14 protein-coding genes are annotated in these 17,749 nt (G+C 60.9%); 5 read left to right on the top strand and 9 right to left on the bottom strand.

From position 1 onward, the window contains the following. The first annotated feature begins 253 nt into the window (after window positions 1-253). From LGM89_RS24455 to LGM89_RS24445, 3 genes are all read left to right on the top strand, one after another. Window positions 254-1,288 carry a PDDEXK nuclease domain-containing protein gene (locus LGM89_RS24455; protein WP_089498260.1) on the top strand — a complete coding sequence of 345 codons (1,035 nt, stop codon included), beginning with the start codon at window positions 254-256 and terminating at the stop codon, window positions 1,286-1,288. Window positions 1,289-1,547: 259 nt separating this feature from the next. After that, window positions 1,548-1,937, top strand: coding sequence for a patatin-like phospholipase family protein (locus LGM89_RS24450; protein WP_256990164.1), 390 nt, complete (start codon window positions 1,548-1,550; stop codon window positions 1,935-1,937). Window positions 1,938-2,053: 116 nt separating this feature from the next. Beyond that, entirely contained in the window at window positions 2,054-2,494 is a 441-nt protein-coding gene (locus LGM89_RS24445) for a pyrophosphatase (protein WP_226274156.1), read from the top strand. 30 nt (window positions 2,495-2,524) lie between these two features. Here the strand turns inward: LGM89_RS24445 and LGM89_RS24440 are convergent, their stop codons facing one another. Genes LGM89_RS24440 through LGM89_RS24425 form a run of 4 tightly spaced genes read right to left on the bottom strand, consistent with a single transcriptional unit; the run spans window position 2,525 to window position 7,549 of the window. Continuing rightward, a complete protein-coding gene (locus tag LGM89_RS24440) occupies window positions 2,525-3,421 on the bottom strand; it encodes a hypothetical protein (protein WP_144023149.1) in 897 nt (298 codons plus the stop codon). Next, on the bottom strand, window positions 3,421-5,355 hold the full coding sequence (locus tag LGM89_RS24435; protein ID WP_144023150.1) for a hypothetical protein: 1,935 nt from the start codon (window positions 5,353-5,355) through the stop codon (window positions 3,421-3,423). The genes LGM89_RS24440 and LGM89_RS24435 overlap by 1 nt, the downstream gene beginning before the upstream one ends. A gap of 26 nt (window positions 5,356-5,381) precedes the next feature. Beyond that, window positions 5,382-6,275: a hypothetical protein gene (locus tag LGM89_RS24430; protein ID WP_089498263.1), complete on the bottom strand. Its 894-nt coding sequence runs from the start codon at window positions 6,273-6,275 to the stop codon at window positions 5,382-5,384. A gap of 8 nt (window positions 6,276-6,283) precedes the next feature. Further along, entirely contained in the window at window positions 6,284-7,549 is a 1,266-nt protein-coding gene (locus LGM89_RS24425; RefSeq protein ID WP_179254954.1) for a class I SAM-dependent DNA methyltransferase, read from the bottom strand. A gap of 290 nt (window positions 7,550-7,839) precedes the next feature. Between LGM89_RS24425 and LGM89_RS24420 the strand changes: the two genes are divergently transcribed. Continuing rightward, window positions 7,840-8,742, top strand: a complete 903-nt coding sequence (locus LGM89_RS24420; protein ID WP_144023151.1) for a hypothetical protein — start codon at window positions 7,840-7,842, stop codon at window positions 8,740-8,742. A gap of 192 nt (window positions 8,743-8,934) precedes the next feature. Here the strand turns inward: LGM89_RS24420 and LGM89_RS24415 are convergent, their stop codons facing one another. The 5 genes from LGM89_RS24415 to LGM89_RS24395 form a co-directional block, all read right to left on the bottom strand. Then, on the bottom strand, window positions 8,935-9,690 hold the full coding sequence (locus LGM89_RS24415) for a hypothetical protein (protein WP_144023152.1): 756 nt from the start codon (window positions 9,688-9,690) through the stop codon (window positions 8,935-8,937). 704 nt (window positions 9,691-10,394) lie between these two features. After that, entirely contained in the window at window positions 10,395-11,201 is an 807-nt protein-coding gene (locus LGM89_RS24410) for an oxidoreductase (RefSeq protein WP_226274155.1), read from the bottom strand. Window positions 11,202-11,238: 37 nt separating this feature from the next. After that, window positions 11,239-14,376, bottom strand: coding sequence for an efflux RND transporter permease subunit (locus LGM89_RS24405; protein WP_226274154.1), 3,138 nt, complete (start codon window positions 14,374-14,376; stop codon window positions 11,239-11,241). After that, on the bottom strand, window positions 14,373-15,491 hold the full coding sequence (locus LGM89_RS24400; RefSeq protein ID WP_226274153.1) for an efflux RND transporter periplasmic adaptor subunit: 1,119 nt from the start codon (window positions 15,489-15,491) through the stop codon (window positions 14,373-14,375). Before LGM89_RS24400 ends, LGM89_RS24405 begins: the two co-directional genes overlap by 4 nt. A gap of 82 nt (window positions 15,492-15,573) precedes the next feature. Continuing rightward, the gene (locus LGM89_RS24395) at window positions 15,574-16,191 is read right to left on the bottom strand and encodes a TetR/AcrR family transcriptional regulator (protein WP_089498268.1); all 618 of its coding nucleotides are present in this window, start codon (window positions 16,189-16,191) and stop codon (window positions 15,574-15,576) included. 77 nt (window positions 16,192-16,268) lie between these two features. Between LGM89_RS24395 and LGM89_RS24390 the strand changes: the two genes are divergently transcribed. Then, on the top strand, window positions 16,269-17,729 hold the full coding sequence (locus LGM89_RS24390; protein ID WP_089498269.1) for an efflux transporter outer membrane subunit: 1,461 nt from the start codon (window positions 16,269-16,271) through the stop codon (window positions 17,727-17,729). Window positions 17,730-17,749 lie beyond the last annotated feature (20 nt).

Genomic DNA, 17,749 nt, shown 5'->3' with positions numbered 1-17,749 from the left:
GCCAGGAAGTTCTTCGATCCGGGCAGGGCGGCTGGAGAGGCGGCTTCGTCTCAGGCGGTGCTGAAGCTCAATTGCGAGCGCCCACATTTAGCGCGGTGAGAGGCGAGGGTCCCAGCTGGCAGGTGGCTGAATTCTCTCCGCGGTGCGGAGAGAATTGGGGGAGCGCCCAGCAGGGTTCCACCGTGGCTGAGATTACGGTAACGTGGCCCCTATTGGCGCGCGCCGGCCCGCTGAGCCCTCCATTCCTGACAAGATGACCGAACTCGTCCCCGCATCCCTATTGACCGACATCCGCCGCATGATTGATTCGGCGCGCGTCCGAGCGGCGGCGGCCGTCAATGCTGAACTGACCCTACTTTATTGGCAAGTTGGTTGTCGCATTCGGGATGATGTGCTGGGCGGTGAGCGCGCGGGCTATGGACAACAGATCCTCCCCGCGCTCGCTCGGCAACTGAGAGCCGAATACGGCCGGGGTTGGAGCGAGCAGCAATTGCGTCACTGCATTCGCGCGGCCGAGGTGTTTTCGGACGAGTCAATTCTCTCCGCACTGCGGAGAGAATTGAGCTGGACCCATCTGAAGATGTTGATGTACGTCGAAGACTCGCTCAAGCGCGACTTCTACATTGAACTCTGTCGCCTGGAGCGCTGGTCGTCGCGGCAGTTGCAGGAGCGGATGCAGTCGATGCTGTTCGAGCGCAGTGCGCTGTCGCGGCAACCCGAAGAAGTGATCCGGCGCGAAGTGGCGCACCTGCGCGACGCGCAGCAGATGACGCCTGATCTCGTGCTGAAAGATCCATACATACTCGATTTTCTCGGCCTCAATGATCACTATCTGGAACGCGATCTCGAGGATGCGATCCTGCGCGAGATGGAACAGTTCCTACTGGAGCTCGGCGCGGGCTTCACGTTTGTTGCGCGCCAGAAACGGCTTCCTATCGACGATGACGACTTCTATCTCGACCTGTTGTTCTACAACCGCAAGCTCAAGCGTCTTGTCGCCATCGAACTGAAGCTCGGTTCCTTCAAGGCCGAGTACAAGAGTCAGATGGAGCTGTACTTGCGCTGGCTCGCGAAGCACGAGCAGGAGCCGGATGAAGCGCCGCCGATCGGCATCATCCTATGTGCGGGAAAAAAGCAAGAACAGATTGAATTGCTTGAACTCGGCAAAAGTGGGATCCACGTGGCAGAGTACCTGACCGTGCTGCCGCCGCGTGAGACGCTGCAGGCGAAGTTGCACCAATCGATCGCGGCGGCACGCGCCCGACTTGATGATAAACGCGAGTCTTGATGACAGTGTCTTGTCGACGAGATTTCGCGCATAGCGAAGGCTAACGCGCATCGAGATTAACTCGGCACCCCGCGCCAACGCATGCGATGCAGACTGCCGAAACGGCAGCGCACCGTATTGCTGCTGTTACGCTGGCGCGGTAACAGGGGGTGTTACATGAACGAGACAAACGCAGGACGCGACGCGCCGGCGGCGGCCAGAAGGCCTTGCAGGACTTTCACTGGACGGCGGCGACGCCAAGGGTTTTTATACGCTGGGAGTGCTGCGTGAGACCAAGGCGACGGCGGGGCCGCTGCTGTGCGAGTGCTTCGATCTGATCTTCGGTACAAGCACTGGCTCCATCACCGCCAGCCTGCTCGCCCTGGGCTACAAGGTCGAGGCGATCCACGCGCTCTTTCAGCGGCATGTGCCGACGGTCACCCTTCGCGACTATTTGACGAGAAAATTCGGCGGGAAGCCGGCGGAGGTTTGGCTCCCCCCAGCACGAAGCCGAATATCTGACTGGATCAGTCGGCGACTAGGGGTAGACGTTTCTAAGATAGTTCGAGCAACTGGACGCGTTGCTCGTAAACCTGTTCTACTGCTTGCTACAACAACAGCGGGCCTGGACGTCGCTGGCGAAGCGCATGTGAGGCTTGGGCGGTGCTGATTTGGTAGAGCCGTGCGCTGTTCTGTTGCATTACACCGGAGATACGCCCGAAAAAATGACTTTGGGCGCGCGGGTATTACACTGCCCAGATGCCCAATCGTTGTTGGAGAAGAAGATTGACTGAACCGACCTTTGCCGACCGTATCGCTGCGATGAACGAGATGTACAAGTTGCCGGTGCAGCCAAGCCCGGTGTTGCCGGCCGCGCCGGCTGACAGGTTGCGAAAATTCAAGGCGACCCTGCTTGACGAGGTCAATGAGATTGACGAGATCGTCACTGCCGCCGAACGACAGGTGGATCCCTTGGATGTCCTCGTGGCAATGGCAGATCTTCTTGGCGACGTGATCGTCTATTGCCGATCCGAAGCGCTAAAATACGGTATTCCGCTCGAAGAGGTTTTGTCCATAATTATGGATAGCAACGAGAGTAAGCTCGGCGCGGACGGCAAGCCAATTTACGACGACAACGGCAAGTTCCTGAAGGGACCAAATTACTGGAAGCCTGAACCGAAGATTAGGGAGCTCCTGCAAGCCGCTATTACCACCGCCAAGACATGAATTGTCGCAGGTGGTTGCGGCAGACGCCGATTAGTCGCTACGCTCGACCGTCACAGTGAATCGATGCCAAAGGTCAACGCCTGAGGAGCGCTTCTTTTTGCGGCGGGGATGGTCAAACAGAAGGCCAACTTGCTCGGGATAGACACTCGCGAAGATCGCGGAAGCGATGCCGCATGGCTTCGGGCCGATGGGCGCAACGAACATTCGTCTCTCGGCCCCAAGTGTGTCGCGTGTGCGTTCGAGGCTTTCGAACGCAGCCTCAGGGTCATTTGCTGAGCAATAGTCGAGCTGCAGTTTGTGACGTTCCAGGGCCGGGAGGTGTGGAATGATGGCGTCAAGCTCCCAGCCAGGGTGGTATGCCGGGATCCCGAATACCACCTTCACATACTTCGACGCGATCATCTGATATTCCTCAAGTGCACGATCCAGCCGTTCTGGCTCGAACCCCAGGAAAAAGACGCCGGCTTCGACCTCTTCACTAGCTAAGTCGACGATAGCGTTTGGAATTGCTACGTAACCGCGGGTCGGCTCCGACAACGCGAACAACTCAGCGCCCTTACCATCGCGTGTGTACTCGGCAGGCTCGACGTAAATAATGCTGATCGAGCTGGCACCGCAGGTTAGCAGCGCGTTGACGGCACAAAACAGCTCGGCAAACCCGAGCGTCGTTGCTTCTAAAACCACCTTGCGCCAGTCGTACGCGCTTAACAGCTCGATGGCCGAGTCGCTGGACTTCGTCTGCGTACCGACGGTCAGCGACATGTCGTCGACACCGAAGGTCAGCTGGACTCGCCTGCTTTCAGGCGCGCTTCGGCAGGCCGATTCCCCTCGATCATCCAACTCCTCGCCGTGCAGCAGGATCATGTCCTCGGGAAGTTGAAGGTCTGCAGCGCTTTTGCCGGAGACTGAGAAAAACCTTGTCTTCATCATAACTGCAAGCCGAGTTGTTGGGCGTCGATCTCTGATAGTTGCCGCGCGAGACCGCGTGCCAGTTCCTTGTATTCGTTCTCGTTGCCCATCACCAGCGTGTGGAACTGCTCCACGGAGATTTCGAGCTTACGCTTGCGTCTGTAGCTGATCTGGAAGTAGGGCGCGTAGATAGGGTTCAACTGGTAGTCGACGATGTCCTGGCCAACACCAGATTTCGATTTGGTTTCCAATTGTTCGACCAAGATGCCGTAGCGCTGCGCTTCTGCGATGAAGTCCAGCTCGGACTTGTCGAGAGAGCGACCGCCGGAATTGATTGTGAACTGGTTTTGCTCCGGCTCACTCATGGTCGGGCTGGCTTGCAATGCGCGAAAGATATTGCCTAGCCTCAGCACGAACATACGTAGCGGCTCACCAAACCGCCCGAACGTCCTGATTTCCTTGATCAATTGTTCCGATGCGTCGTATGCTGCGCGGCACTGGATAGACACAGCGTACGGCGGGTCTGGCTGGTCCCGCAACTCTGCAACTTCGAGGGTCTTATAACAAAGGATAAGGAAATTCCGTAAGTTGTTGTTCGACATCGTGCAAAGGGTATCGAAGCCGCTATACAGCGGGCATTCGCGCCCGAATGGTCGATACAACTCCAGCAAGGCTCCGAACAGGTTGTTGTGCACCCAACTGCTGCTGAATTGACCTTTCTGATCGACAGAAAATCTTTTCAGCTCGGCTAGCACCTTGTCAGGGTGAAGTGTCTCTCGGTTCAGTAACGCAGGTAGCGTAACGACTGCCTCAGCCGGGGCGCCATCGAACAGGAAGTCATCGACGGTCAGGCTACTTCTACGGTCTTTCAGGGCCTTGCTGATTCGCTCCTGGATGCTCTTGCGTAACGGTGCCTGCTGAAGAGCGTGGATGGCGATCTGCTTGTCCGCCATGTCTGGGAACCGTGTGCGCATGTCCGCCAGCACGGCTTTCTGATATGTGGGCGTCTGACGTTCAGCCAGCCGATCGTGCGACCTTACGATATCCAGCCGCTCGCTTTCCGGTTGACTAGCGGCGATGTCCAGGTTGCCGAGGAACACTTCCGCGAAAAAAATCATCGCCGTGCCGCTGAGAGCCAACAAGTAGTCAAGATCTACCAGTCGGTAGTCGTGGGTTGCATTGATTGATTCGGAGCCGGACGTGTCGTTGTCGGATGGATGTTCCTTCGACGTGAAGCTTACGATCATTGGGCGCTGGCTATGCTTCAGGAAGGAGTTGAGCACGCGGCGCTGGTATGGCACCAGGTTCTCGACCTCATCAACGTAGATAAAGACAGCGAGCGTTGAAAGGGCTAGGTTGGCTTGCATGTCCGCGATCAAGGACAAGATGAACTCCCGGCCCGGGGGCAGAATTGGGCAGTCCATCGCTTTGACATTGGAGACCCAAGTCGTGAATCTGCGCCGCAGCGATTCAAGGTACTTGGTCAGATCGCGTACGTTAGTGGGTGCATCGGCGAGGTAGTCCGCAGCGCTGGGCAGGCTTAGCGCTACCAGGTCCTCGCGGTTGAAGCCCGAGAAGGCGCTATCGGCAATGGTCTCAACTGCATGTAGGAGTTCGGTGGCGATCACTAAGCCGAAGTAGCTCTCAAACACCACGCTCCATTCGTCGTCTGCGATTCCGCGGTGATTCAGCGAACTACAGAACTGAGTATCGACCCGCCAGTAGATACCGACATGGTTGATTGCATCGACCGGGATCTCCTTGCGCCGCTTGGAGAATGCGGTGTGGTAATCAAAGTACTTCAGCAGCATGGTCTTGCCGCAGCCGCGCTTGCCGGTGATGTAGACCGAGCGCGTGGCCGACGTGAGAGCCAACCGATCAAAGTAGGGGGGGATGAAGAACTCACCCCAGACGTCGGCGCTATGTTCCTCTGCGCGGGTACGCGCGAGCATGGAGGCGTCAATATGCATAATCAAGCCTATCGTTCGACGAGAGGTTTCCAGTTTTCGGAAACGCCCCACAGCAATTGAATCGAGTCGTCCGGCACGCCATGGCTGAACGCGACTAACGCCCCGATGTCGCCATAGCCATTTCCTCCGCTTCCTTCCTTGAATGGCTGGGCGCGCTTGTGGACTTCAGCGTAGACCTCAAGTGGCGATTTGTCGTACTGCCATTGTTGCGTCTCGATCCACTTTTGGGTCAGTGAAGCGAAGCAGGTTTCCTGCGTTAGCAACTCTCCATGGAATAGCGGCACGTCAGGAAACTGGTCACTTAGGTGATCGCAAGCCGTTTGATGTGCCAAGCCGACAGCGATTGCAATGCGCCCGCTGGTATAGTCTCGGTCCCAACTCTGAAGAAAGTTGCTAAGTTGTGTGCCAGTATAGGTGCCATCGTCCACGACAATGAATCGCTCATTTTCGCGTAGCTCGGTGACGTCGGAGGGGAACAGCTTCGCAATTCCGTACCGTTGATTGATCGCCCTGGCGATCAAGTCGCCACTCTTACCGGGCTCAGCCATGCCGTAGACCACGAGCGACGACGGGCCGCAGTAAAAGTCCAGGCCAGCGGCGCCTTTCAGGGCATCAGTCCAGGCTACGGTTTCCCGCTGGCCGCTCTCGTCGAGAAAGTGCAAAGCGGCTTGCTTCAAGGCTTGGCGCATCGACGACAGTAGCTGTTCGTTGGTTCGAAAAATCAGATTGCGCAGGATCAGCCAAGCAAGTGTTTTTTCCTCTTCCGACACGAACTGCTTGACCCACACCTTGATGCGTTCAACGGACAGGGGGTTGCGGACGTTTACGCGGCTAAGGGCGTGGACCGCACGCTCCACTGCAAGTCGATCGAAGCCACTGAGTTGAGGTATCTGTGACATCATCCGGCTGTTCAGAATTGGATTTCGACGAGATTGGTCTTTGATAAGAACCTAGCCGCGACGCCATGGGCCGACGTCGCGAGGGCAAGCCGGCCGGCTTCGCTATCAAAGAAACGGTAAAGCCTCTCCCGGTGCTCGTCGGTCGTGCGCAAAGCAAAGACGCAGTCGCTAATGACGCATGGGCCGTGGACCACGATCGCGAGTTGGCGCTCGAGTCTCCGGCCTATCCGCGCCAGAAGAATATCGCCGGGTAGTGCCAAGCGTGCGTCCTGCGATGCGATCGTGGCGGATCGTCTTCCGAGAGCGAAGCGTTTGGGGACGACTCGAACAGTCTGCTCGACTGTAGACTCAGCAAAATCGCTAAGATGGAACACCGGCGCCGGGAATGTCGCGATCGCTGACGAGCAAATCGTCCCGCGCACGACATGTGTAGCGGCCGTGCCCACGGAGATCGGCTGAAGGGCGCCGCTGTGCGTTTGAAAGTTCGGCCGCGCATGGAATGTGTAGTCGAGCCGCTTGGCCGCGAGATCCTGTGGGACCTCGATAGCTTCGCTCAGACGCCCGTCGTGCCCCATCTGCCGCAGTATCACATGTTCGGTCTCTCCAGCCATCTTGGAGAGCACGGCTAGGTAGGTCTGGGCTTCAGTGTTCTTGAACACCCCGCGCGGAAGCTGAACAACTTGCTCAACGTTATGTTGGCGCACGAGAGCTTGCCGCACGCCGCTGAAACGCTCGGCGGTGATCAGCCCATCCGGCAAAATCAATCCGAGCTTGCCATTGCGCCGTAACAGCCGCAGATTCTGTGCCAAGAAAAGTAGGTCCGCGCCGGCGTCCCGAATCGAGGCGAGAGTGCCTGAAAGGCCCGCGTCCTCAAGGATCTTGCCGAAGTCGGATCGCCACCGAGGCCGGATGTAAGGCGGGTTGCAGACCGCGACGTCCACGGTACCCGGGCAAAGTCCGATTTTGTCCGAGAGCGCTTCGTCAAGCGCATCATGCACAAAGTGAATATGCTTTGAGTCTTCAGCAGCTAGTTGCTTCGGAGCCTGATGATCAACATCGACAGTGACCAGTTGTGCGTCGCGCCATCGGCTCGCGGCAGCCGAACACAGAGATCCTGAGCCTGAACCCAGTTCAAGCACCAGCTTGGGCTCGCGTGCCTTGATGCGCTCGATTAGCGAGCGACTGACTTCAGCAGAGGTATAGTACCGCCCCCATGGATCGGAGTACTGGCCCGACCGGGTCAGGTGCTGTATAAGACTACTTGATGACGTCGTCATCTCATCCCCTTGCGCGACTTGGTATTTTAAAGCGGTAGTTGGCCCCATGTCTCGATCGCTTCGTCTCAAGAGTCTAACTGAAATGGAGGCCTCGGCGACTGCAGCGAGCGATCCAACAACGGTCGTCGCAATTTCAGTGATCATGGCGTCCGGCTTTACCCATGTGCCGGAGCCAGCAAAGCCCATTTCGCTAGTCTATTCACGTCTATAGCTTTCCACCAGTCGAGGGGCGGCGTTGATCATTGTGGTACTCGATTGTTGAGGTCAGTTTCGACTTTACGGTGATAAACTTGGATCTTTCAAATTCCCTCGGTTATGCCGCGTTTGTTGTTTCTGCACTCACGGCATTCTATGCAAAAAAGCAGATCGATTTGGCAAAATCGACTCTGGGAAACGCATACCGTACTCAGGTATCAGACCAACACGCAAGATATCGCGACGCTTTGAGTGAGATAAAGCGAAAGCATAAGGAGGAGATCCTGATGCTAAGCCGAACCGCTGGCGATGCGTTGCTTGATATCATCAATCGTGTAGACGGGTATGATGCGGATCGCCATGCGGGGCGTCCGCTGCGGCACTTGCTTCATGAAAGTTCAGAGATGGTTTTCTATGCTTTTAAGGGGCAACTGGCGTGGCAATATGCGGAAAATATCAATTTCAGATTGCATCGATTCGTACATATTGAAGATGAACTCAAGCCGTCCGTTGACCACTACGCGCAGGATGGAGGTAGTGGTCGGCTCTTTGAGAGAAAATACTTCAATGATGTGAATTCATATATTGAAGAGACGTTGGAAGTGGATCGACATTTCTGTCGACTGGTGTCAGAAATGAAATCTCGAATAGATCGATCGAGATCCGCTGATCTGCTTGTTGGAATTCAAGAAGATTTAGGGAAATTTCGTAAGAATCATGCAGAGGTTGCACCTGGGTTAATCGAAAGTTCGACTCATCTCGCGGATCTAATTGATCAGGATAAATTTGGACATTTCCCCCTCAGTGAATCACCTCGACTCTTCGACGCAATGCGTCGCCAGAAGACGATCTTGGATACTATGGGGAAGTTGTGGATTCCCCATGTGGCTCCTGACGACGCGCATCTATACTTGAACTGCGTTTCGATTGGCGTACATGCGTGTGCTGTACTCCATGCGTTCCAAGGCGTTCATTCGTGGGGGTGGACTTACGAGTAGAGGCGAGCATCACAAGCTCATTGCAGAGGGCAACAATGAGCTGCGAGAATGTGAGTCGGGCATGACACCGTGGTACAAGTAGGGGCAGTGACATTGATGCAACGGTCCCACCGGTAGAGTGGTTCGCGATTCAGTTGCTGTTAAGTTTGTTGAAAAATAAATTGCGCTGTGATCTGATGATTTTTTATCGCTTTATCTACTCGTCATCGCTTTATTGAATTCTCGTAGTTCTCTTGGAATGCTAAAATTACCGAATCCAATGGAAAATGAAATAATCAGAAGAATTTCGCCGGGCAACATCAAACCCAGCGCGAGTAATGATTTGGGATCAAACGTGAGGTTTAAGCGGTATGCAGCCCAAGCTCCGGTGAAAAAAGTGATAACGGCAAGACTGGGAGCCCAGCGACGGAAAGTCCGCCGCCTCCTTGACAAGAAGGATCCGATGTCGATTCGACCGAGTGCTTGGATTGGCTGTAGACCGTCGATCGAACCGGTGATTTTGGGTACGACTCGAGTAGACGTATGTAGAGCCTCGAGGACGACACCGTGCTTGGCTTCCCAGTGATCAAATTCGATGAGCCAGGCGCCATCATCAAGTTGTACCGTACGAAAACCGATTGCTCCCTCGCTTGGATGAAGCAAGGCCAGGTTCAGCAGCTGTGCCTCGGGATAGATCACCTTCAGCGGATTGGCGGTGATCACGTCGCTTGGTCGAATTGCCTTTCTTCCGGCATTCCAAAGCCACACGTGAGATCTGGTCAGCCGCTCGATCTCATTCCCATTATGCTTAATGTCCAATCCTTTAACGGTGTCGCGCATCTCCATTACCGTAATCCCGTCCGCTGCGTACTTCAAACGGCGACGATCAAGGTGGCGTACCAATAACGTTGACGAAACACTGCCGCCTGCGAACGAAAGCAGGGATGTAATGATCGGTAGAAGGTTCATCTGTGGTGCGAGATCGCACTCGCAAGTTGTTGTTAATCTATTATTCTAACTGGGTAGCGCTGTAGGGAGGAGCGACGCGACGGTCGTGAGCGTGATTTACTGTTTTGTCGTCGTACGAAGTCGATGTTGGTGGTTCACAATTGCCGCTGGCCGTGCGCAGCAGCATGCTGCACGCGATGGGTGCGTAATTCAGGGGGGCGCGGATGTGCATGTGGCACAACGTCGCGACCGTTATTACTGTGTGCCAGGGGACTTTGGCGCACGCAAGCCTGTCGCCAATCGGGTGTTTTTTGGATGTCGACGCAATACCTTGACCACTGGTAAGTGCGCAGTTCGACCTGCGCTGTCACCTTGCTCCAGGTCCCAGCCCTCAGCCAGGTTGTACGGGAAATGGACCCTGAGTAAGAGGTCAACGCCCTCGTGAGGAAAGACCGTCACCCACGCCACGACATGAATTGATCGTGCGGCAGCGCTTGTATGGCAAGGAACCTTACCACTAGGTCCCGATTGCCCGCTCAAACTCAGATTTCGCACAACCGCCTTGTTATCACGCAAGCACGATTCCGAGGCAGCGCTCGGCGTGGGCATATCCGAACCGCTGATCCGCCGAGCGCGCGCGCTTGCGCCGCAGCATACGCCGGTTCCAATGATGCCGATTTCCATGGTGGATACCTCGTTCAAGCATGTTTCGTCGGCCCGCCGTGTCACGCGAGATGGAATTTCTTCCGCAGGCTTGCATCGACCGGGCCGGCAGGCATGAAGCGCCGCAACTTGCGCAGCAGCGACGCCTCGCCGGCCGGCGTGCGGCGCATCCGCCACGCGCCGAGCGCCGCGTCGACGATGGTGGCGGCCACGCCCTCGGGGAGCGGCGCGGTTTTCACGCTGTCGACGACGGCGCGCGACGCAAGCGTGCGCTCGCGGTCGTACTCGGCGATCGGCGCGCTGGCCTGCGGCGCATTGACGTCCAGGTGGGTCCGCGTAAACGACGGCTCGACCAGCGTCGCGCGAATGCCGAACTGGCGCAGTTCGTGATCGAGCGATTCGGTCAAACCTTCCACCGCATGTTTGGATGCCGAATAAAGCCCCATATAGGGCGCCGGCAGGAAGCCGAGCACCGAGCTGACATTGACGATCCGGCCGCGCCGTTGCGCCCGCATGTGCGGAAGCACCGCATGGGTCGTACGCAGGAGGCTGAATACGTTGGTGTCGAACAGGGCCGCTGCCTCGTCCACCGACGTTTCCTCCACCGCGCCGATCAGGCTCATGCCCGCGTTGTTCACGAGCACGTCGATACGCGCGGCGCGGTCGATGATCGTCTGGAATCCGGATCGAACGGACGCGTCGTCACGCACGTCCATCTCGATCAGCTCGACGCCGGCAACCGGCGCCGTTCGCGCGATGCCGCGCACGGTGCCGAACACGCGGCACCCGCGTTTGGCGAATCGTTCTGCGGCGGCGCGCCCGATGCCCGACGACACGCCGGTCACGACGACAACGGTGGAATTCGACATGGCTGCTTCCTTTGATACGGTGAATGGGGCGGAGTAATCAATCGCGCGCGTCCAGCACGGGCTGAAGTGCGGTCTCGCCGGGCGTTGCCGGTTCACGGCCGTGGCGGGCCGCGGAGGCAGGGTCGGGCCGGATCCTGAACCAGATCGCGTACATCGCCGGCAGGAACATCAGCGTGAGGATCGTCCCGGCGAACGTGCCGCCGATCAGCGTGTACGCGAGCGTGCCCCAAAACACCGAATGCGTGAGCGGAATGAACGCGAGCACGGCCGCCATCGCGGTGAGAATCACCGGGCGCGCCCGCTGCACGGTCGCTTCGACGACCGCGTGGAACGGATCCAGCCCCGCCTGTTCGTTCTGGTGGATCTGGCCGATCAGGATCAGCGTGTTGCGCATCAGGATCCCCGACAGCGCGATGAGGCCGACCAGCGCATTGATGCCGAACGGCTGCCCGAACAGGATCAGCGTCGGCACCACGCCGATCAAGCCGAGCGGGCTCGTCATGAACACCATCACCATCGCGGAGATCGAGCGCACCTGGAAGATGATGATGACGAGCGTGACCGCCAGCATGATCGGGAAGAGCGGCAGCATCGCCTTCGTGGCCTTGCCGGATTCCTCGATGGAGCCGGCTTCCTCGATTCGATAGCCGCTCGGCAGCGCGGCGACGATCGGCTGAAGCTGCTTCGTGATCGCGGCCGACACGTCCGGCGGCTGCAGGCCGTCGGCGATGTCGCCGCGCACCGTGAGCGTCGGCACGCGGTCGCGCCAGCGCATGATCGGCTCCTCCATCCGCACATCGACCTTGCCGACCTGCGACAGCGGGATGCGCTGTCCGTTCGCGCCGGCGAGCGTGAAGTCGTCGAGCCGCGCCGGGTCGAGCCGCGCATCGCCGCCCGAGCGCGCGATCACCTGTACGGTCCGGATATCCTCGCGCACCGCGGTGACGGGCACCCCGGTCAGCAGGAACTGCAGCTGCTGCGCGACCGCGCTGGAGGTCAACCCGACTGCCTGCAGGCGGTCCTGCTGCAACGTGAAGTGCAGCGTCGGCGCGCGCGTGCCCCAGTCCGCATTGACCGTGCGCATCATCGGGCTGCCGTTCATCACACGCTCGACATCCGTCGCGATGCCGCGCAGCGTGTCCGGATCGGGGCCCGTGATCCGGTAGGCCACCGGGAACGGCGAATACGGACCGAACACGAGCTGCGTCACGCGCACGCGCGCGTCGGGCGCGAGGCCGTCGGCGATGGCCCGCCGCAGGCGCGCCTTCAACGCGTCGCGCTCGTCCTGGCTGTCGGTGCGGATCACGATCTTCGCGAACGACGGATCGGGCAGTTCCGGCCCCATCGCCAGATAAAAACGCGGCGCGCCCTGGCCGACGTACGCGGTGACGATCCTCGCCTCCTTCTGCTTCGCGAGCCACGCCTCGACCTTCGACGTGGCGGCGCTCGTTTGCGAAATCGACGTGCCGTACGGCATCTGCACCTCGATCAGCACCTCGGGGCGATCGGAGATCGGGAAAAACTGCTTCTTGACGATCGCCATGCCGAGAATCGCGAGCACGAAGAGGGCGACGACCGACCCGGCGACGAGCCATTTGCGGGCGATCACGCGCGTCAGCAGTTGCCGGAAGCGGTTGTAGCGGGGCGTGTCGTAGATCGCATCGTGGCCGCCTTCGAACTTCTTGAGGTTCGGCAGCATCTTCACGCCGAGGTACGGCGTGAACGCGACGGCGACGACCCACGAGGCGATCAGCGCGATTCCGACGATCCAGAACATGTTGCTGGTGTATTCGCCGGCGGTGGAGCGCGCGAAGCCGTTCGGCATGAAGCCGACCGCGGTGACCAGCGTGCCGGCCAGCATCGGCGCGGCCGTATGGCTCCACGCATACGCCGACGCGGCCACGCGGTCGTAGCCTTCCTCCATCTTCACGACCATCATCTCGATCGCGATGATCGCGTCGTCGACCAGCAGCCCGAGCGCGAGGATCAGCGAGCCGAGCGTGATGCGGTCGAAGTTCTTGCCGGTGGCGGCCATCACGACGAACACCACGGCCAGCGTCAGCGGCACGGCCGCGGCGACGACGAGGCCCACGCGCCAGCCCATGCTGACGAAGCTCACCAGCATCACGACGAGCAGCGCGGCGAAGAACTTGACCATGAACTCGTCGACGGCGGAGCTGATGTTCACGGACTGGTCGGTGACCTTGGTCAGGCTCATGCCGAGCGGCAGCGCCGCGTTGATCGCGCCGACTTCCCGGTCCAGCGCGCGGCCGAGCTCGAGCCCGTTCCAGCCGTCGCGCATCACGACGCCGAGCAGCAGCGCGGGTTCGCCGTTGTTGCGAATCAGGAACGTGGACGGGTCTTCGTAGCCGCGCTCGACGGTCGCGATGTCGGACAGTTTCAGCGTGCGGCCCTGTGCGACGATCGGCGTGTCGCGAATTTTCTGCAGCGTGTCGAACGCGCCGTCCACGCGAATGAAGATCTCCGGCCCGCGCGTCTCGACGGAGCCGGCCGGCGTCAGCAGGTTCTGGCCGTTGAGCGCGGCAAACACGTCCTGCGGGCTCACGCCGAGCGTTGCGAGCCGGTCGTGCGACAGCTGCACGTAGATGCGCTCCGCCTGTTCGCCGATGATGTCGACCTTCTTCACGCCCGGCACATGCAGCAGGCGCTGGCGCTGCGTCTCCGCATCGCGCACCAGCAGGCGCTGCGGTTCGCCCTTGGCCTTCAGCGCGAACAGCGCGAACGTGACGTCCGCGTATTCGTCGTTGACCAGCGGGCCGATCACGCCGGCCGGCAGATCGTTCGTCACGTCGCCGATCTTCTTGCGCGCCTGATAGAACTGCTCCTGCACCTCGGACGGCGGCGTGCTGTCGAGCAACGTCAGCGTCGTGAACGCGAGGCCGGGGCGCGTGTAGGTTTCGCTGCGGTCGTACCAGCGCAGCTCCTGCATGCGCTTTTCGATCTTTTCGGCTACCTGGTCGTGCATTTCCTGCGCGGTCGCGCCCGGCCATGCGGTGACGATGGTCATCACCTTGACGGTGAAGGCCGGGTCTTCCGCGCGGCCGAGCTTGAAGAACGACACGAGCCCCGCGAGCGAAATCAGGCAGATCAGGAACAGTGTGATCGCGCGCTCGCGCACCGCGAGCGCCGACAGGTTGAAGCGGCGTTCGCTCAAGGTCGTGCTCCTTTGCTCGCGAGCGTGGCGGCCGGTGCGGCCACGCGAACCACATCGCCGTCATGCAGCAACTGCGCACCGAGCGCGACGACCCGCTCGCCTTGCCTGAGTGCGCCGGACACGCGCGCGCTGTCGTCGTCCACATGCTCGACCGTGACCGGCCGCCATCCCACCTTGGCCGGCTCGCCTGCGACGACCCACACGCCGGGCCCTTTGCCCCCGTCCAGCAGCGCGCCGATCGGCACCTGCAGGCCGGCCTGCGGCGTCACGCGTGCGTCGTCCGGTAGGCGGATCGTGACGGTCGCGCCCAGCGGCGCGGCAGCCAGCGGGCCTTGCAGCACGTAGCGCGCCTCGAACGTGCGCGTACGCGCATCGGCGGTATCGGAAAGCTGGCGCAGCGTGGCGGGGACGCTCGAGCCCGGCTTGCCGAACAGCTCGGCCTGCGCGACGGAGCCGACCGCGGGGCGCAGGGTTTCCGGTAACTGGATCACGGCTTCCCGGCTGCCGGCGTGCGCGAGCCGCACGACCGGCTGGCCGGCGCTGACGACCTGGCCGGGCTCCGCGAGCGTGTCCATCACGACGCCGTCGCCGTCCGCGACGAGTTCCGCATAGCCGGTCGCATTGCGTGCGACGCCGGCGTCGGCCTCGGCGGCGCTCAGCTGGGCTTGCGCGGCATCGGCCGCTGCCTTGACCTGGTCATAAGCGGAGGCCGATATCGCGCCGGTGCCGCGCAGGTCGCGGTAGCGCGCTTCGTCCTCGGCGGTCTGCCGCGCGCGTGCCCGTGCCGCGGTCACGGCTTCGTCGCGTGCGCGCGCCGCGAGCTTCAGGTCGACGGGATCGATTCGCATCAGGAGCTGGCCGCGCCGGACGGTTTGCCCGGTATCGACGAGCCGCTCCAGCACCTTGCCGGACACCCGGAACCCGAGGTCGCTCTGCACCCGGGCGGCGACGGTGCCGGTAAACGAGCGGAACGCGGGCGCGGCTGCCTGGACGATGGCAGTGCGCACGAGCGGCGCCTCCGTGCGCGGATCGGACGGCGCTTTTCCGCTGCAGGCGGCTAGCGCGAGGGGCAGTGCGGAAGCGACTGCGAGGAGAGCGAGGCGACGCCGGACCATGAAAGACCCACTGACGAAGTGATCGGGGCTTTCATTGTGTATCTAGTGACCAATATAGTCAATGGTCACAAATGGTGCCGGTTCAAGGGGCGAGGCTGCGGAGTACCAGGCTCGACAGCTGCGCGGGCGCGGCGTCGGTCGTGTCGAGGTTGTATTGCAGCAGCAGCGGATTCAGGTACGGCCGCATCACGAGGTAGATCGCCGTCGCGGTTTCGTCCAGCGGCGTCTTGCGCTCGAACTCGCCGCTTTGCCGGCCCGCCTGCAGCACCTCCTGCAGCAGTTGCTGCACGCGCGCCTCATAGGCCTGCACCGACTGCCAGTTGCCGGTCGCGGCCGACGCGGCGATGTCGTACAGCTTGCGGTCGCGGAAGAACAGCCGCAGGCTCGCTTCCGTAAAGACCTTGAACATGCGCCGCAGCTTTTCGGTGGGCCGTTCCGCTTCGGCGACGGCGGTGCGCACGTCGGTTTCGATTTCGTGCAGGCAGTTCGCGCAGATCATCTCGCCGATCGCCTGTTTCGATTCGAAGAACTTGTAGATATAGGCCTTCGAGAAACCGATGGACTTCGCGAGGTCGGACACGGTCGTCTTCTCGTAGCCATACCGGCTGAAGTGCTCGGTGGCGGCAGCCACGATCTGATCGCGCACGTCGTGATCGGCCGGGCCGCGCGCGGGCGCGGGGGAAGCGGTGGTTTCTTTCATGGATTGCGGCTGGCAGGGATGGACAACGAGTGACTATTTGGTATTATAGTCACCACCTGATCTCGGCTGAAACCGTCATGCTACCGAAACCCATCGTTGCCGCGGTGCTCGCCGCGCTCCTGTCGGCGGGATGTGCCGTCGGTCCCGACTACGTGCGCCCGGACATCGCCATGCCGCAGCGCTTCCAGGGCCAGAGTGCCGTGGAGCAGCGGCGCGCGGCGGCCGAGGCGGAGCTCGCGACTTGGTGGACAGGCTTCGGCGATCCGCAGTTGACCCGGTTCGTCACGCTCGCGCTCGCGCAGAACCTCGATCTCGCGCAGGCCGCGGCACGCGTCACGCAAGCGCGTGCCGGGCTCGGTGCGGCCAATGCAGCGCTGTTGCCTTCGGGCAATGTGACCGGTCAAGCCGCGCGTGTCTACCAGTCGGTCGAAACGCCGTTGGGGCGCGTGCTGAATTCCACGCCCGGTTTCGACCGTCACGGCAGCGACTACGAGGCCGATTTCAACGCGAGCTGGGAGGTGGACGTGTTCGGCGGGTTGCGCCGTGGGCGGGAAGCCGCGCTCGCCGACTATCAGGCCTCCGAAGCAGCGGCGGTCGCCACGCGCCTTGCCGTGGCCGCGCAGACGGCGGACATCTACATCACGATTCGCGGGTTGCAGGGCCGGCTGAAGGTCGCGCGGCATCAGGTGCAGACCGAACAGGATCTGTTGTCGACCATCAATCTGCTGTATGGAAAGGGGCTCGCGGCGGAGCTTCAGGTCAGGCAGGCCGAAGGTGCGCTCGCTCAGGTTCGTGCCACGGTGCCGGTACTCGAAGCGGCGCTGGACGCGGCGATGAATGCGCTCGACGTGATGCTCGGCTCGCAACCCGGTACGTATCGAGCGGAATTGCTCGACGGCGGTGACGTGCCGGTTGCACCGCGGATCGCGGCGACGGGAACGCCGGGCGAACTTCTCAGGCGGCGGCCGGACCTGATCGTCGCCGAGCGGCGCCTTGCGGCGTCGAACGCGCGCATCGGCGTGGCCATTGCCGAGTATTACCCGAAGTTCTCGCTGAGCGGGTTGATCGGCAGCGCGACGACGATGGGCGCGGGCAACCTGTTCGCCGGCGGCGCGAACCAGGCTGCCGGCGTGCTCGGCCTGCGCTGGCGTTTGTTCGACTTCGGGCGCATCAATGCGCAGATTGCCGACGCCAAAGGGAAGGATGCCGAAATGCTGGCCGCGTATCGGCTCGCGGCGCTGCATGCGACCGAGGACGTCGAGAACGCGTTCTCGGCGCTCGTCAAACGCGACGAACAGGCGGCCGTGCTCGCCGACGGCGTCGAATCGCTCGGCCGCGCGAGGGCCGCGTCGTTCGCGGCATACCAGAAAGGCGTCGTCAGCCTGATCGAGGTGTTGCAGGCCGATGAAAGCCTGCTGCGTGCTTCGGACGAGCGCGTGCAGGCGAAAACGGAAGCGGCCCGGGCGTCGGTGGCTGCGTTCAAGGCGCTCGGCGGAGGATGGCAAGGGCCGGCGCCTGAGGCCGTCGCCGGTCGATAACGGCCGAACGTGCCGACGCG

Source organism: Burkholderia sp. AU31624 (assembly GCF_020420065.1).
Lineage (GTDB): Bacteria > Pseudomonadota > Gammaproteobacteria > Burkholderiales > Burkholderiaceae > Burkholderia.
This window is presented reverse-complemented; position numbering and strand designations above follow the sequence as displayed.

What these genes read in the sequence shown, in the direction of transcription:
- LGM89_RS24395 (WP_089498268.1), bottom strand. Translation starts at nt 16,191, where the DNA reads ATGAAAGAAACCACCGCTTCCCCCGCGCCCGCGCGCGGCCCGGCCGAT.
- LGM89_RS24410 (WP_226274155.1), bottom strand. Translation starts at nt 11,201, where the DNA reads ATGTCGAATTCCACCGTTGTCGTCGTGACCGGCGTGTCGTCGGGCATC.
- LGM89_RS24455 (WP_089498260.1), top strand. Translation starts at nt 254, where the DNA reads ATGACCGAACTCGTCCCCGCATCCCTATTGACCGACATCCGCCGCATG.
- LGM89_RS24430 (WP_089498263.1), bottom strand. Translation starts at nt 6,275, where the DNA reads ATGATGTCACAGATACCTCAACTCAGTGGCTTCGATCGACTTGCAGTG.
- LGM89_RS24440 (WP_144023149.1), bottom strand. Translation starts at nt 3,421, where the DNA reads ATGAAGACAAGGTTTTTCTCAGTCTCCGGCAAAAGCGCTGCAGACCTT.
- LGM89_RS24435 (WP_144023150.1), bottom strand. Translation starts at nt 5,355, where the DNA reads ATGCTCGCGCGTACCCGCGCAGAGGAACATAGCGCCGACGTCTGGGGT.
- LGM89_RS24425 (WP_179254954.1), bottom strand. Translation starts at nt 7,549, where the DNA reads ATGACGACGTCATCAAGTAGTCTTATACAGCACCTGACCCGGTCGGGC.
- LGM89_RS24390 (WP_089498269.1), top strand. Translation starts at nt 16,269, where the DNA reads ATGCTACCGAAACCCATCGTTGCCGCGGTGCTCGCCGCGCTCCTGTCG.
- LGM89_RS24400 (WP_226274153.1), bottom strand. Translation starts at nt 15,491, where the DNA reads ATGGTCCGGCGTCGCCTCGCTCTCCTCGCAGTCGCTTCCGCACTGCCC.
- LGM89_RS24415 (WP_144023152.1), bottom strand. Translation starts at nt 9,690, where the DNA reads ATGAACCTTCTACCGATCATTACATCCCTGCTTTCGTTCGCAGGCGGC.